Below are 15,644 nucleotides of genomic sequence, written 5' to 3' on the forward strand. Positions count from 1 at the left end.
AAACGCTGGTTGGCCGCGGTATCCAGGCGGATGTTACAGGATCTAGGAGTGAAGCATCGTGATCCCGAGAAGCACAAAGCCCGCGATGAAGACGGTTTCCGCCACCACCAGGGTGATGGCCTGGCCGCCAACTTCCAGAATGCGTTTGAGCGATGTTTTCATGCCGACCGCCGCAATCGAGATCAGCAGCGCCCACCGGCTCGCTTCACTCAGCACGCCGACGACAGGCGCCGGGATGAAGCCAAGCGAATTCAGCGTGGCAAACCCCAGAAAGCCAACCACGAACAAGGGGAGAATTGGCGGGCGTTTGCTTTCGCCGGACGCAGCCGAGCCGCCCCGCATCAGCAGCGAAATCACCAGAACGATCGGGGCCAGCATTGCAACGCGGAACAGTTTGACCAGCGTGGCGACCTCTCCGGCCTCTTCAGACACGGAAAAGCCGGCCCCGACCACCTGGGCAACATCGTGGATCGTGCCACCAAGGAACACTCCGATCGTCACATCGTCAAATGCAAAGGTATCGCCAAGGACCGGATAGAGGATCATCGCGGCGGTCGACAGCATCGTGACGCTGAGTACTGTGAAGATAAGGTTCTGCTCGGAATGTTCGTTCCTGGGCAGAACAGCCGAGATTGCCATGGCCGCGGAGGCGCCGCAAATTGCCACCGCCCCCCCCGTCAGAAGGCCAAAACGCCATCCGCGCCCCAAGAAGCGGGAAGCCAAAAGGCCGAAGCCTATCGTCAGCAGCACCCCGGCCACAAGCAGACCGATCAGGCCCAAGCCCAGACCCGCCAGCAACTCAAGGCTGATCCGCGCGCCCAGCAGCGCTACGCCGAAACGCAGCACGCTGCGCGCGGTGAATTCCACGCCTGCGCGACAGGTCTCTTCCTCGCTGAGGAAATGCAGCGCGATGCCCAGAAGCAGCGCCATCAACATTGCAGGCGCACCATAGTGTTCCGAGATGAATTGCGCAGCGACCGCTATGACAAGAGACACCAGAAACCCCCGCGCGCGGGTTCGAAGGCCCGGGAGCGGATTGAGGCATACAGGTTGAATAACTCTCTGTAACATAAGCGAATTTTCCGGCTTCATGGTGGCAATAAAAAACTGTTCGGGGACGCCGGTTCAGGGTGACGTCCCCGTTTTCGCGGTTCGCTGGCCTGAAGGGCGCGGCGAGAGTGTCAGCTCAGACGCAGTTCCGCCGCCCGGGCATGCCCCTCCATGCCTTCCATCCGGCTGATCCGCGCTGTGCGCAGCGCCAACTCATGGGATGCTGCGGCATTGCTGCGCTGCCAGGTGACGGTCTTGGTAAATTTGTGCACCGACAAGCCGCCGGTATAGCGCGCCGCGCCGCTGGTGGGCAGGACATGGTTCGGACCGGAGGTCTTGTCACCGAAGGACACCGTGGTCTCCTTGCCCAGGAACAATGAGCCATAGGCGGTGAGGCGGTCCAGCCACCAATCGAGATCTTCGGCCTGGACCTGCAGGTGCTCGGGGGCGTAGCGGTCACTGACTTGGGCCGCTTCTTCACGACTGTCGCAAAGGATGACCTCGGCGCGATCCGCCCAGGCCTGGCGCGCGGCCAACTGGTTGGGCTCCGGCAGCTGGCTGATCAGGCCCTCTGCCCGGGCCATGACACCTTCGGCCAGGGTCTGGCTTGTGGTGACCAGCCAGACGGGGCTGTCGGCACCATGTTCCGCTTGGCTGACCAGATCCCAAGCAACCGTTTCAACCTCAGCAGTGTGATCTGCAATGACAAGCGAGTCCGTCGGCCCGGCGAACATGTCGATCCCCACTTCTCCAAACAGCATCCGCTTAGCCTCGGCAACATAGGAGTTGCCCGGGCCGACCAGAATATCGGCGGGTTTGGCCCCAAACAGGCCCTGCGCCATGGCAGCAATGGCCTGGACCCCGCCCAGGTTGAGGATCAGATCCGCGCCGCACAGATCCATCGCATATATGATCGCATCCGGTATGCCGGTCTCCGGCCGGGTCGGTGAAACTGCCGTGATATGTTTTACACCAGCCACTTTGGCGGTGGTGATGGTCATCAGGGCGCTGGCAATGTGGCTGTAGCGGCCTCCGGGCACGTAACACCCCGCGCTGGAGACCGGTATCTGCTTCTGCCCTGCGATCAACCCGGGGATGACCTCGATCTCGCATTCGCCCATGGTGGCCTTTTGCGCCTCTGCAAAGCGGCGGATATTCGCATGGGCGAACTGGATGTCGTCTTTCAGGTCCTGCGAAACGCGGGCACAGGCAGCTGCCCGGTCTGCACCGGAAAGCACGATGCTGCCAGCCCAGCCGTCCAATTTCTTCGCGTAGCGCCGAACCGCCTCTTCCCCCTCACGTTCGATATTGGTCAGCATGACCGAGACGGTATCGCGGATGTCGCTGTTTTCTGCTGAGGGCCGGGGCGCGGCCTTTTTGAGATAGGTGATTGCCATTGGATCAGCTCGCTTCTTGGGTGGTGTGGTCATGGATAGCAGTGGCCAGAACATCGACAGTGTCGACAATCGGCACCTGCGCGACCAATTCTTGTGACATCAGGGAAAACTCGGAGCAGGCGACAAACAGCATGTCGGCGTCTCCCCGAGTCAATTCGGTTGCCGCATCGGTCAGGATATCCAGGGCATCCGGCGTGGGTCCCTCTGCCTTGATCCGCTTGATGGCGGTCAGCATCCTGTCCGCATCGGCAGGCCAGAGCGCCGACAGCCCCGCCTCTCTGAGGGGCTCATCAAACACTCCGGCCATTTTGACGGCAGGCGAGGCCAGAATTCCGACTTTGGCCCCTTGCGGCAGGTTTTGGCGGGCCACCGCCACCGAAAGCGCCACCATGTCGAGGAAGGGAACGGCGGCTGCCGCCGTAATGAAGGGCGCATAGTGGTGGGCCGTATTGCAAGGCATGGCCAGGGCTGTGGCGCCAGCGGTTTCCAGCCGCCGCGCCATATCGGCAAGAACGGGGCCGGGATTTTCACCGTTTCTCTCGATCAAATGCGCAATCCGCGAGGGAACCTGCGGGTTCATGTCGATCAACAGGGGCAGGTGATCTGAGTCATCGCGGGCCTCGACTTTTTGCAGCACGCGTTGTTGCAAAAGGATTGTGGCCTCTGGTCCCATCCCGCCCAGAACACCGACTACGCGACGGGTCATGACGCCACCTCATCCACGGCCTCGCAGATAAGCTCTGCAACGAAGGCACAGTCCTGTTCGGTGAAGGGCAGCGGCAGACGCATGTCAAACAGCGTCGACAGCACGCGATCGGTGCGCGGCAAGGAGTGCGTGTCCAAGTAGCGCCAGCTTTGATGGTTGGAGGTGAAGCCCCTTGGTTCGGCCGCGCCAAACCACTTCAGCTCGACTCCGCGCGCATCGGCAGCGGCCAGCACGGCCTCGCATTGCGCTGCGCTGAAACCGGGCAGACGGAATTGGATTGACGATCCCACCGGCGTTTCCGAAGCAGGCCTTGCTATGGTGCGGATCCGGTTCGATGCGGCGAGCCCGCGATCGGTAACGGCATAGAGCGCGTTCCAGGCGCTTATGTTCTCTTCGAGCCGGACCAGCTGCGGGCGCAGGATCGCCGCGCGCAGGCTGTCCATCCGGGCAGAACAGTTCGGCATCTGATAGCGGGTTTCGGCAAACGCCTCGGGTGCGGGGCCTGCTCCGTGTCGTTCATACAGCATGTAACTGCCCGACAGAATCGTCGCTCGCGCGGCGATCTCGGCGTCATCAGTGGTCAGAAACCCGCCTTCGCCCGAGTTCATATGCTTGTATGTCTGTGTCGAGAAACAGGCGACCTTGCCAAAGTTCCCCGACCGCCTGCCGTTCCAGCGCACGCCCATCGTGTGAGCACAATCTTCGATCACCGTGACTCCGGCACTGTCGCAGATGCGCATCAGGGCCTCCATGTCGCACAGATGCCCGCGCATGTGGGACAGCAACAGGACCCGTGCCCCGGTGTCAGCAATCTTCTGTTCAAGATCGCCCAGATCCAGACGCAGGTCTTCAGTGATCTCGACCAGTGCGGCGCGGCCGCCGACGGCGGCGATGGCCCCCGGCACCGGGGCCAGCGTGAAGGCATTGGTCAGAACAACATCGCCCGGCGCGGCGCCGCAGGCGCGCATGGCGATCTGCAGCGCCTGACCGCCCGACGTCAGCGCAAGGCAGTAAGAACTGCCTTGCCAGTCGCGGAACTCGGCTTCCAGCGCGGCCACTTCGCCTGTTTCGCCGGGCACCAGATTATAGCGGTGCAGCCTGCCGCTTTCCAGAACGGACATCGCGGCCTGCATCGACTCGGCAGGCAGGGGCGCCTGTTGCGTGAACACCCGGGTGAACTTGCGAGCCACGATGTCCTCCATCTTTACAGGTTGACCCAGCGGTTGCCGTGATCGAAGGCGAAGTCATAACCGCCAAGGGCCGCAGCCCCGCCCGTGTGCAAAAACACCACTCGCTCGTCCTTGAACTCACCCTTGCGGGCCAGATCAATCAGCCCGGCCGCGCCCTTGGCAGAATAGCAGGGGTCCAGCAGGATGCCCTCCAGCTCGGCAAACATGCGAATTGCTTCGATGCCGCTTTTGGTCGGCAGGCCATAGCCCTCACCGACGTAATCGGTATTGGCCATCACGTCTTCACGCTTGACTATACCGGGGCAGCCCAGTTTTTCAGCGGTTTTGCAGGCCAGATCATAGACCATCTGTTCCTGTTTCGGCTGCGGCGCCCGGGTTCCGATGCCCAGCACGGGGATCTGGCTGTTCATGGCACACATGCCGGTTACAAGACCCGCCTGGGTGCCCGACGACCCGGTCGCATGAACGACTCGGTCGATCTTGAGCCCGGAGTCATTGGCTTGCGCCAGCAGTTCAAACGCGCAGTTCACATAGCCAAGCGCGCCGGTCGGATTGGACCCGCCACCGGGGATGACATAGACTTTATGCCCCTGGGCACGCATTTTCTCGGCTGCGCGTTCCATCTCGGCGGGCATGTCGTGGCCTCCGGGGAACTTTTCGGTCGTGGCGCCATGCAGGTGATCCAGCAGCACGTTGCCGTTGGTGTTGTAATTGCTGTCCTGATACCCGGTCCGGTCCTCCAGCAGGATATGGCATTTTAGCCCCAGTTTGGCGGCAAAGGCTGCGGTCTGACGCCCGTGATTCGTTTGGGTCGCGCCTTGCGTCATCACCATATCGGCACCTTGTTCCAGCGCCTCGGCCATCAGGAATTCCAGCTTGCGGGTCTTGTTGCCACCCGTAGACATGCCGGTGCAGTCATCACGTTTGATCCAGAGATCAACCCCCAACTCCTTGGACAGGCGTTTCATGGGCTCCAGAGGAGTGGACAAATGAGCGAGATGTACTCGGGGAAAGCGGGAGAGATGCATAGCTTGTTCCTTGATGTTCAGAGGTAAGTTGATGCGGGTGCGAAGCGGTCGACAGCTGAACCCGTCGTTTGGAAGGGGAAACCCCAAATTCCTGCGTGTATTTCTTCGAGAAATTCGACAGGCTGGTAAAGCCGCAGGCCACCGCGACTTCGGAAATGGGCAGAATGGTCTGTTCGATCAGCGCCTTGGCACGACGCAGGCGCAACGACCGGTAGAATGCAGCCGGGCTCTGGCCCAGCTGCGATTTGAACTTGCGTTCCATCTGGCGGATGGAAAAGCCAGCGATTTCAGACAGCTGCGCCACCGTCAGCGGGGTCTCCAGCGCGTTCTCCATCGCTGCGATCACAGGTTCCAGCTTCACGAGGCGCAGGGCCATCACATCATTGGCGCTGCGCGGCTGCTGGATGGTTCCGTCACGGATTTCCCCCATCAGCAGCACCTGGGCCACCGATTGCGCCAAATGCGGCGACAGCGGCGCCACGATTTGCGACAGTACCAGATCCGCAGTAGAGGCCATGCCCCCGCCCGTCATGATCCGCACCTTCTTCGCAAACAGCGGCAGCGGCTGGTCCAGCGAATACCCCGCATCCTGATCCAGCTGCTGGATTTCCCAATGGGTGGTCATCTCATCCGTGTCCGGATGCAGCCGCTTCCATTCCGCAGCCGCGTCGGACAGCAGCGTGATGCTGACGCCCAGACGTTCCAGCCAGCACAACCGCGGCTTCAGCTTGCGGAACGCCGGCCGGATGCCCGCACCGCCCAGCACCAGAAGGTGATCGGGCAGCGCGGCGCCGTCGGGCTGGAACGGAGCTGCGCGCACCAAGCTGCCCCCCATTCCCTCGACCAGCGTGTACTCCTGTGTTGTGCATACCTGGTGAGCAAACCGGACCTCCGAACTCAGCCGCGTGGCGATGCGCAGGACATCAAGCACCAGTGCCAGCTCTGTCGGGACATATCCCTGCTCAGCCAGAATTATGACCACAACGTTTTTCATGACCGGCTCAGCTCCGCATCAGGCCATAGCTGGGATCATAGGGCGACGGCGCGATGACCTCGGCCTCTACCGCGTCGCCATACATATCCAGCTGCATCCTGGTGCCTTCGCCCGCCAGCTCCGGATCGACAAAGGCATAGGCCAGGTTCATACCCACCCGGTGCCCCCAGTCGCCCGAGGTCACGGTGCCTACGACCTTGCTGCCCTGCATCAGCGAGGCCCCGCCGTGGGCCGGCGCATCGGTTGCGTCCACCTTCAGCGTCACCAGCTTCTTGGACGGACCCTGCGCCTGGCGTTTCTGCAGCGCCTCGCGGCCGATGAAATCGCCCTTGTCCATCTTCACGAACCGGTCCAGCGAAGTCTCGAAAGGGTCGAATTCGGTCAGGATATCCGCCTTCCAGTGCAAGAAGCCCTTCTCCATCCGCATCGATTCCACCGCACGGGCGCCGAACAGCTTCATCCCATGCGCCTCGCCTGCCTTGCGCAGCGCCAGGTAGGCCGCGTAGAGCGAGGCATTGGGTACGTGGATCTCATAGGCCAGCTCGCCCGAGAAGCTGACGCCCAGGACGGTCGCCGGCGAGAACCCGATGAAGCATTCGCGCACCGACAGCCACGGGAACGCCTCTTTAGACCAGTCGCCGCGGGAACAGGCTGAAAGCACATCGCGCGCCTTGGGACCTGCCAGAACCAGAATGGTCTGCTCATTGGTCAGCGACCGGATCTGCACGTCCTCATCCGCACGAACATGCTGCTGCAGCCAGTCCATGTCGTGATATTCACTGGCCGCCGCAGACCCGTACCAGACCCGCGCCTCGCCCCGGTCGGATGCCGGCAGGTTGGCAATCGTCGCCTCGCCCTTGACCATGCCGTGATCGTTCAGCAGATAGCCCAACCCCACCCGGCCGTCGCGCTTGGTCACGGCGCCGCAGAACATGCGGTCCAGAAAGCTGTGGCGGTGGCTGCCGGTGATCTCAAACCGGTTGAAGCCGTTCACTTCGCACAGGCCGACGTTTTCCTGCACGTTCTTCACATCCTTTGCCACGATGCCGAAGGCCTCGTCGAAATTGAAAGTCAGCGAGGGGTGGAAATCCGGCGCGGGCTTGATGTAGTCCATCCGCTCCCAGCCGTTTACCACCGTGAACTCCGCACCCTCGGCTGCCAGCACAGGTGTCAGCGGCGTGGTCTTGGCCGGACGCCCGGCGGGGCGGTGCTCATGCGGGAAATGGAAACGGAATTCGTTCTGGTAGTCCTCGATCGCTTTCAGCGCAGTCAGCTCCACATTGGTGTGGCCGGTAAAGCGGCGCGGGTCGATGCACCAGGTGTCATAGCAGGCCTCGCCATGCACAATCTGCTGTGCCAGCAGCCAGCCGTGGCCGCCGCCTTCGCCCAAGCCCGCACGCAGGCCGATAGCGCAGAAGGCGTTGCGCTTGCCCGGGATCTGGCCGATTAGCGGCGCGCCGTCGATGGTATAGGTGATGGGGCCGTTGACAATGGATCGGATTCCGGTTTCGCGCAGCGCAGGCATCCGTTCAAACGCGCCCTCCAGAGGGTCCATCACACGCTCCAGATCATCGGGGCACAGGGCGTTCACGAAGTTCGGGTCGATCCCGTCCATGCCCCAGGTTTTGCACTCCTGCTCGTAGAAGCCGATCAGCAGACCGTTCTTTTCCTGGCGGCTGTAGTAGTCGCTGATCGGGCAGCGGATCAGCGGCATCCGGTGGCCCGCGTCAATGATGCCGGGGATGTCTTCGGTCAGGAAATACTGATGCTCCATCGAGGCGACCGGGTGGTGCACCCCCATCATCGCGCCAACCTCGTTCACCCGGTAACCGCAGGCGTTCACCACGATGTCACAGTCGATGTCACCGTGTTCAGTGTGCACGGTCCAAGTGTCGTCCTTGTGCTGGGTAAGAGCGGTGACCGGGGTATTGCGGTAGACCTCGGCACCTGCCTTGCGGGCGTGGTAGGCGAGCGCCTGGCACAGTTGCGCAGGGTCGATATCGCCGTCCAGTGGGTCCCAGAGACCCCCTATCATGTTGTCGGTAGAGATTAGCGGATGGCGGCGGGCGCATTCCTCGGCGTCGATCACTTCGAGATGCACATCCATGCCGCGCGCCATAGAGGCGAAGTGGCGGTAGCCCTGCATCTGCTCTTCGGTATTTGCCAGCCGGATGCCGCCGTCTGCATGGTGGTAGTTGATCGGGTATTCCGGGTTTTCAGCCAGCTTTTTGTACAGGTTGATCGAATGGGTCTTGAGCCCGACCATGGTCTGGTTCATGCCAAAGTTCGTGACCTGTGCAGCGGAATGCCAGGTGGTGCCGCTGGTCAGCTCATTGCGTTCGACCAGGACGACGTCAGTCCAGCCTTCCTGGGTGAGGTGGTAGAGGGTGGAACAGCCGGCGATGCCGCCGCCGATCACTACAACTTTGGTACGGGATTTCATAGAAGAGCGCCTCCGAAACAATTTGACCCAGATACACCGTCACATTGCCTTTCAGCGCAATTGCACGGCTCCATCTTCATACAATTTCGAAGTTAGAGTTCTATTTTTTAGTATATATCGAGAGACTATTGTGCCAGCGCTGCCAAGGCCCTTGGATCGCACCCGTAGCACCTGCTTCAAAGGACTTGATATGGCTGTACAGCGTGGAAAGAGAGGCGGGCGCCGGGAGCGTCTGGCACAGCGAGCGGCAAAGCCTGCAGTGGACCCATGCCCCCCTGGTCAGGCCGGCGGCACATACAAACCACTCAGCGATTCTGATTTGCGGCGCATATACGATACTGCGCTCGACTTGCTCGAAAAACTGGGGATCGGCGAAGTGCCGGACAGGCTGCACGCCGATCTGCTGGCCATCGGTGCCATCGACAATGGCAACGGACGGGTCCTGTTCCCGCCTGTATTGGTCGAAGAGGCAATTGATCAGGCCGCCAAGACCTTTATCCTGCATGGCCGCGACCCGGAGCGCTCGATCGAGGTCGGTGGCAACAAAGTGTACTTCGGCACTGGTGGCGCGGCTGTACAGACGCTGGATATGGACAGCGGGATCTACCGCCCGTCGACCCTGCAGGACCTTCATGATTTCACACGGCTCCAGGACACGCTGGCCAATGTCAGCTGGTTCACCCGCTGCTGCGTGGCGACTGACGTGCCCGACAATTACGATCTGGACGTCAACACGGTTTTTGCGCTGCTGAAAAACACCTCCAAGCCAACAGCAACCTCGTTCACGCTAGCCGAGTATGTTGCCCCGATTGTCGAGATGCTGGATATCGCGGCAGGCGGTCCGGGAGAGTTTTCCAAGCGCCCCTTTATGAAGGCCCATATCAGCCCGATGATCTCGCCTATGCGCTATGGCGAGGATGCGGTGGATGTGGTGTATGAGTGTATCCGGCACAACATTCCGATCTCCTGCATCACTGCGGCGCAGGCCGGCGCGACCGCGCCTGCCACATTGGCCGGCTTTCTGGCGCAATCGCTTGCAGAAACGCTTGGCAGCTTGCTGATGGTACACGCCATCCAGCCCGGCTATCCGATGGTGTTCTCAAATTGGCCGCTGGTGATTGACCTGCGCACCGGTGCGTTCTCCGGCGGCAGCGGCGAGACGGCAGTGCTGAACGCGGCCTCGGCGCAGCTGTCGAACTGGCTGGGCCTGCCGTCGGGGGTGGCCTGCTCGATGACGGACGCCAAGGCCATTGACGCTCAGTACGGGATGGAAAAGGGCATCACCTCGATGGCGGCGGCGCTGGCAGGCGGGAACCTGATCTATGAAAGCTCGGGAATGACCGCATCGCTGTTGGGGGCAAGTTTCGAAGGGTTCGTGCTGGATGACGAAATGCACTCGAATACCTACCGCGCGCTGCGCGGGATTGAGGTGACGGATGAGAATCTGGGGTTCGAGGCCATTTGTGGCGCTGTGTTGGGAGAGGGCCATTTCCTAGGCGGTCAGCATACATATGCCGCGATGGAGCGCGACTACTTCTACCCTAAGCTTGCAGACCGCGACGAGCCGCGCACATGGGCTGACAACGGGGCGCAGGATGCCTGGGGGCGTGCCAAGATTAAAGCCCGTGAGATATTGCGTGGCCACAACCCGGCCTATCTTACCCCAGAGCAAGAGCAGGAAATCCGGTCGCGGTTCAAAATCCTGTCGTCCTGACGCAGAAGTCAGTCCACTAGTTTAAAGCTGTCAGCAAGCCATGGCGTTTGCTGATGCTGCGTTGAGATGACATGGTCCCGGATTAACGCCCGCATTTTGCTGTCTATCAGTTCCATCACGGACCTTGAACAATCGGGGGTGGCGACAATGGCCAGCGTGCGAGAAAAGCTCTTGCCCGGGAACCGGTGTATAGCAAGTTTCGGTTGAAACCGCTTGGCCCGGGAGAACAGCAAGGGGGTGGTGATGGTCCACCCGGAGCCTGCCGCAACCATCGCCATCAGCGTTTGGTTGTTGCTGCATTCAAAGTTGGAGGGCGCTCTAAGTCCTATGCGCCGCATTTGGGATTCTATTTGTCTTGCTATGATCAGGTTACTTGAAAACCGCAAGAACGGAAGTTTGGTGCGGCCTTCGACAATATCCGCCAATGACTGTTCGCTGAACCGGGGCAGCACCACAACAAAAGGGTCGCGCAGCAACGGGCGGTCCTGCAGGTCGCGCAACCTTTCATCCGGGGTGGTCGTGATCCCTAGATCAAGATGACGGTTGCGCAGCAGTTCGATGATCGCGTGGCTGGAATCCGTTTGATACATGAAGTCGCAGGACGGCATGTTTCCCGATAGAAAGACCGCCAGTTCCGGTATGATATCGCTGTCGAAGTCCTCAATCGTACCGATCCTCAGATAACTTGCGTCTGCAATACTTCCAGCCGAGGCCTCGGCCTTGGCTTTGCGGATTGCATAAAGAGCGTCATCTATATTGCGTAGAAAAACCTGTCCCTTGGGGGTCAATACCATGGGCCTGCGGGAGTGGTTGAACAACTCGACCCCAAGATGATCTTCCAGATTGCGCAGGTGATGTGACACGGTACTGATGGTCAGACCGGTTTCTTCGGATGCCGCCTGAAGCGACCCTTTCTGTGCACATATCTGAAAAATCTCCAGCCATTTGAGACTAAGATCCTTGGGGGCTGGTTGACGGGGCATGTGATCTTTCTTTCTTAGGATCCGCATCGGATAACTTTTAAATTATGATACTATTGATCAGATATCATCCTATCAATCGAATAGTTGTCCTCCGTATCAGGAAGCTGTGGGAGCTTTGCAAATCATGCAGATTGGGCTTCTGGCGGTGCCAAGCCAAAACTTGGAAGGTAGAAATGAAAAGACTGCTTTTGACATCCGCATTTGCCATGGGCCTTGCTGCACCTGCTTGGGCCGAAAGTTGCGGTGACGTGACCATCACGCAAATGGACTGGGCTTCAGCCAATGTCGTGACTTCAGTGGCCAAATTCTTGATGGAACAGGGGTATGGGTGTGACGTCACGACCGTTCCATCCTCGACACCGACAGCTTTGACATCAGTTGCCGAGACCGGCACCCCTGATATTTTGACCGAACTTTGGGTCAATACTGCCCCAGCCTATGCCGATCTGGTTGCCGACGGTAAGCTGGTCGAACTGGCCGACGTGCTGTCAGATGGCGGTATCGAAGGTTGGTGGGTGCCGCAATATGTGGTCGATGCGCATCCCGAAGCGGCCACCCTGGACGGTATTTTGGCCAACCCCGGCCTTGTTGGCCGCCGGTTTGACAATTGCCCCGATGGCTGGGGGTGTCGAACTGTCAATGACAACATGAACCGTTCCATTGATATGGAAAGCAAGGGGATCGAGGTCTTCAACCATGGATCGGGCGAAACGCTGGCAACCGCCATCGCCTCGGCCTATGCGGACCAGAAACCCTGGTTCGGCTTCTACTGGGCTCCGACCGCTATTCTGGGAAAATATCCGATGGTTCTGGTCGATGTCGGCGCGCATGATGCTGAACAGCATACCTGCAACAGTTCCAAGGACTGCGCGGAACCCGGTGTCTCGGCCTATCCGCGTGCTGCGGTCAAAACGGCTGCGACGACCGATTTCCAGCAGCGTGAACCCGCGATCGCCGAATTGATGTCGAACATTTCTTTCACCAACGACCAGATGAACGGGGTGCTCGCCTGGATGGAAGACAACAATGCCTCTGCCGAGGAAGGCGCTGTGTACTTCCTGACAAACAACAAAGATCAGTGGAGCGACTGGCTGAACGACGACGCCCGCGCAAAGCTGTCCACGATCCTGAATTAAAGCAACGAACGAGCGCGTTCCGGCAACCAGTGCCCCGGGGCGCGCTCATATGAAGATCAGTTAAGGGGCCAAAGCGTGACGAGCTACGAGAAACTGTTTGACCGGTTGGGATTGCGTGACTGGTGCGATGCCGATGCGGCGGATTCGCCGATGAGCATGGCCCAATTGCTAGCCCAGACCAATGAAGGCAATGCGGAGAGTTCCGGGACACTGCCGTTTCCTTCGTTGGACGCCCTTCACGAGGCTTGCAACGCTTTTCCCCAAACCCGGGACATGACGATCAGCGTCGAGCAAGGTTTCCTTTCCATCAAGGACAACCTCAAGTTCATCCTTGACCCGCTGACCCAGCCGCTGTCGTGGATACTGGAAGGGGCGCTTTTTACCTTCATGGCAACACCCTGGTGGATTCTGATCCCGCTTCTGGTCTTGGCGACTTGGCTGGCCACGCGCGCACTTAGCATCACGGTATTTGTCGCGGCTGTATTCCTGTTCTTTGGCGTGATCGACCATCTTGATGTCGCCTTGCAGACGCTGTCGATCATATTTGTCTGCACCGGGTTCAGTGTTTTGTTGGGTGTGCCGATTGGCATCATGATGTCCCGGTCCGACCGGATGCAGCAGCTTATGCTGCCCATCCTCGACATGCTTCAGACCCTGCCGAGTTTCGTCTACCTGATCCCGCTGATCTTTCTGTTTTCCGTTACCGAGCCAAAACTGTATGGCATCGCGATCATCCTCTACGCGATTGTGCCCGTGATCCGGCTGACCGATCTGGGCATCCGGCTGGTCGACAAGGATGTGATCGAGGCCGCCGACGCCTTCGGAATGACAGATCGGCAAAAACTGTATGGTGTCCAACTGCCACTTGCCCTGCCCAATATCATGGCCGGGGTGAACCAGACGATCATGATGAGCCTTGCAATGGTGGTGATTGCGTCACTGGTATCTGCACCCGGTCTCGGCGTGCTTGTCCTTCGGGGAATACGCAACCTGGAACTGGGCGTTGGACTGGTCGCCGGCTTTGGTATTGTTTTGCTGGCCGTGGTGCTGGACCGCTGCTCCAAAGCAGCCCTGCAACGCATTGACCCAACGCACAAGACGGATTGACACAAATGACGACACCCAAAATTCAGATCCGGAACTTGTACAAGATCTTTGGTTCCAACCCGAAAGCCGTTCTGCCCTTGGTGCGGGATCAGGGCCTTGGTAAACCGGAGCTCCTGGAACAGCACCAGCATGTGCTGGGGCTGCGGGACATCAGCATTGACATGCAGGCCGGGGAAATCTCCGTCATCATGGGGCTGTCAGGATCTGGGAAATCCACTCTAATCCGGCACCTGAACCGCTTGATCGAGCCCACCGCTGGAGAAATCCTGTTGGATGGGCAGGATGTCACGGATCTGAACCCGGTTAGCCTCCGCGGCATACGGCGGACGTCCATGTCCATGGTGTTCCAGAAATTCGCCCTACTGCCACACAAGACTGTGCTGGAAAATGCGGCAACCGCTCTGCGCATCCAGGGGGTCGAGCAGGAAAAAAGAGAGGCGGAAGCGCGCAAATGGCTTGATCGTGTTGGCTTGTCCGGGTTCGAAAATCGCTATCCCAATCAGCTTTCCGGCGGGATGCAGCAGCGTGTGGGCATCGCTCGGGCGTTGACCGCAGATACCGACATCATGCTGCTGGACGAAGCATTCTCGGCGCTTGATCCGCTGATCCGAACAGACATGCAGGACCTGCTTCTTGAACTTCAAACTGAACTGCACAAAACGATCATCTTCATTACGCACGACCTGGATGAGGCGCTGAAGCTTGCCGATCATCTGGTGATCCTCAAGGACGGCGCTGTTGTACAGCAAGGCTCTCCGCAACAGATTGTGATGAACCCGGGCGATCCTTATATCGAAGCCTTTGTTGGTGACATCAACCGCGCGCGTGTTCTGCGGGCCGGAACAATCGCCGTTGCGGGGGCTCCGGCGGGAACCGTTGTCGGAGAAGTCGACTGGCAGGACACTCTGGAAACTGTCATCAAAACAACAGGCGGGCGCGCGGATGTCTCGGTAAGAGTCCTCCGGGAGGGACACGTCGCAGGTAGTATCGAAATGCGTGATTTGATGCTGGCTTTAGTGCCCTATGCCTCCAACAGAAACAGCCCGGAGGCCCAGAGTACGGCAAGCGCATCAAGCGTAGCATAGCTGGGGCGTTCAATTTTGAGTTGGTCCAGACGGTTGCTTTCTTGTCGCAGCCGGAAAAGTCACCAAACACTAAAAACGAATGTGCTGCCCCCCAAGCGAAACTGTGTTTGATTTTGTCACGTTACGGATTTTGTCCACAGAACCCGACATTCATTCAAAACGCAGTATTTGGCAAGTTGGGTTCTGTTCCGTCATAGGCATGTTATCGAGTGGGATTGCCAACTTGTTTGCGGTGCGGTGCTTGGTTAGGGGTTGGGCATGAATATGCCATCTTCCATGCCACGCCTGAAAGGCGACCGTTTTCCTAGTGAGATCGTCGCATGTGCGGTCTGGGGGCATTGCCAACTTGTTTGCCGGTCAGCTTTCGCATAGGCAACCGGGATGAAAATACCTAGCACGATGCCTGGTCTGAAAGGCTACCGTTTTCCTCGCGGGATTGTCGCCAATGCGGTCTGGGCATAACACCGATTTGCACTCAGCACGGCGGATGTCGAGGATCGGTATTGCCAAGTTGCTGGCGTCAGCTTGTGAAGCTTGGCAAAGGCAGGAGCATGCCACCATTTCCGCAGAGTAATTTGCCCAGAGGCTGAAGGCATCGGAGCGGGCGTGGCGGTATGAAGTTGCGTTCAGTTGTGTGAATCAGCAGGCGCAATTTAGATCAGATAGGCTGATCTATTTAACATAAACAGGATTATGGTGCGGAGCGCTGTAGCTGCAATTCTAAAATGTCACCCATGAGCAATTCAGAAGTGTCACTCTCGCCTGCAATGATAACAGGCAGAGAGATCGGGCATGGGATGGGTGATGATGA

Annotated in this window: 12 protein-coding genes and 1 pseudogene; 5 read left to right on the forward strand and 8 right to left on the reverse strand. The window is 59.3% G+C overall.

Going from position 1 to position 15,644, the window contains the following annotated elements:
* Positions 1-42: 42 nt before the first annotated feature.
* The 7 genes from VOI29_RS01890 to VOI29_RS01920 all read right to left on the reverse strand — a co-directional run bounded on the left by VOI29_RS01890 (position 43) and on the right by VOI29_RS01920 (position 8,808).
* Entirely contained in the window at positions 43-1,071 is a 1,029-nt protein-coding gene (locus tag VOI29_RS01890; RefSeq protein WP_323775763.1) for a YeiH family protein, read from the reverse strand.
* A gap of 110 nt (positions 1,072-1,181) precedes the next feature.
* A complete protein-coding gene (gene hisD / locus VOI29_RS01895) occupies positions 1,182-2,447 on the reverse strand; it encodes a histidinol dehydrogenase (RefSeq protein WP_323775774.1) in 1,266 nt (421 codons plus the stop codon).
* A 4-nt stretch (positions 2,448-2,451) separates the two neighbouring features.
* Positions 2,452-3,153 carry an aspartate/glutamate racemase family protein gene (locus VOI29_RS01900; RefSeq protein WP_323775764.1) on the reverse strand — a complete coding sequence of 234 codons (702 nt, stop codon included), beginning with the start codon at positions 3,151-3,153 and terminating at the stop codon, positions 2,452-2,454.
* Positions 3,150-4,355: a DegT/DnrJ/EryC1/StrS family aminotransferase gene (locus tag VOI29_RS01905; protein WP_323775765.1), complete on the reverse strand. Its 1,206-nt coding sequence runs from the start codon at positions 4,353-4,355 to the stop codon at positions 3,150-3,152. The genes VOI29_RS01900 and VOI29_RS01905 overlap by 4 nt, the downstream gene beginning before the upstream one ends.
* Positions 4,356-4,357: 2 nt before the next feature.
* Positions 4,358-5,371 (reverse strand): D-cysteine desulfhydrase, encoded by a 1,014-nt coding sequence (locus tag VOI29_RS01910; protein WP_323775766.1) that lies wholly within the window; start codon positions 5,369-5,371, stop codon positions 4,358-4,360.
* The gene (locus VOI29_RS01915; protein ID WP_323775767.1) at positions 5,280-6,365 is read right to left on the reverse strand and encodes a GlxA family transcriptional regulator; all 1,086 of its coding nucleotides are present in this window, start codon (positions 6,363-6,365) and stop codon (positions 5,280-5,282) included. The genes VOI29_RS01910 and VOI29_RS01915 overlap by 92 nt, the downstream gene beginning before the upstream one ends.
* Before the next feature lie 7 nt (positions 6,366-6,372).
* Positions 6,373-8,808: an FAD-dependent oxidoreductase gene (locus tag VOI29_RS01920; RefSeq protein WP_323775768.1), complete on the reverse strand. Its 2,436-nt coding sequence runs from the start codon at positions 8,806-8,808 to the stop codon at positions 6,373-6,375.
* 190 nt (positions 8,809-8,998) lie between these two features.
* Here VOI29_RS01920 and VOI29_RS01925 point away from each other — a divergent pair, with 190 nt between their 5' ends.
* A complete protein-coding gene (locus VOI29_RS01925) occupies positions 8,999-10,522 on the forward strand; it encodes a trimethylamine methyltransferase family protein (protein ID WP_323775769.1) in 1,524 nt (507 codons plus the stop codon).
* 8 nt (positions 10,523-10,530) lie between these two features.
* Here VOI29_RS01925 and VOI29_RS01930 read toward each other — a convergent pair whose 3' ends face one another.
* Positions 10,531-11,505 carry a LysR family transcriptional regulator gene (locus VOI29_RS01930; protein ID WP_323775770.1) on the reverse strand — a complete coding sequence of 325 codons (975 nt, stop codon included), beginning with the start codon at positions 11,503-11,505 and terminating at the stop codon, positions 10,531-10,533.
* A 173-nt stretch (positions 11,506-11,678) separates the two neighbouring features.
* Between VOI29_RS01930 and VOI29_RS01935 the strand changes: the two genes are divergently transcribed.
* The 4 genes and pseudogenes from VOI29_RS01935 to VOI29_RS01950 form a co-directional block, all read left to right on the forward strand.
* Positions 11,679-12,641: an ABC transporter substrate-binding protein gene (locus tag VOI29_RS01935; protein ID WP_323775771.1), complete on the forward strand. Its 963-nt coding sequence runs from the start codon at positions 11,679-11,681 to the stop codon at positions 12,639-12,641.
* 75 nt (positions 12,642-12,716) lie between these two features.
* Complete coding sequence (locus VOI29_RS01940) at positions 12,717-13,748, forward strand: ABC transporter permease (RefSeq protein WP_323775772.1); 1,032 nt, start codon at positions 12,717-12,719, stop codon at positions 13,746-13,748.
* Positions 13,749-13,753: 5 nt separating this feature from the next.
* Positions 13,754-14,833: a betaine/proline/choline family ABC transporter ATP-binding protein gene (locus tag VOI29_RS01945; protein WP_323775773.1), complete on the forward strand. Its 1,080-nt coding sequence runs from the start codon at positions 13,754-13,756 to the stop codon at positions 14,831-14,833.
* A gap of 381 nt (positions 14,834-15,214) precedes the next feature.
* Positions 15,215-15,292 (forward strand): annotated as a pseudogene (locus VOI29_RS01950) (IS6 family transposase); the annotation flags it as partial.
* Positions 15,293-15,644: the final 352 nt, after the last annotated feature.

Source organism: Leisingera sp. (genome assembly GCF_034669605.1).
Lineage (GTDB): Bacteria > Pseudomonadota > Alphaproteobacteria > Rhodobacterales > Rhodobacteraceae > Leisingera.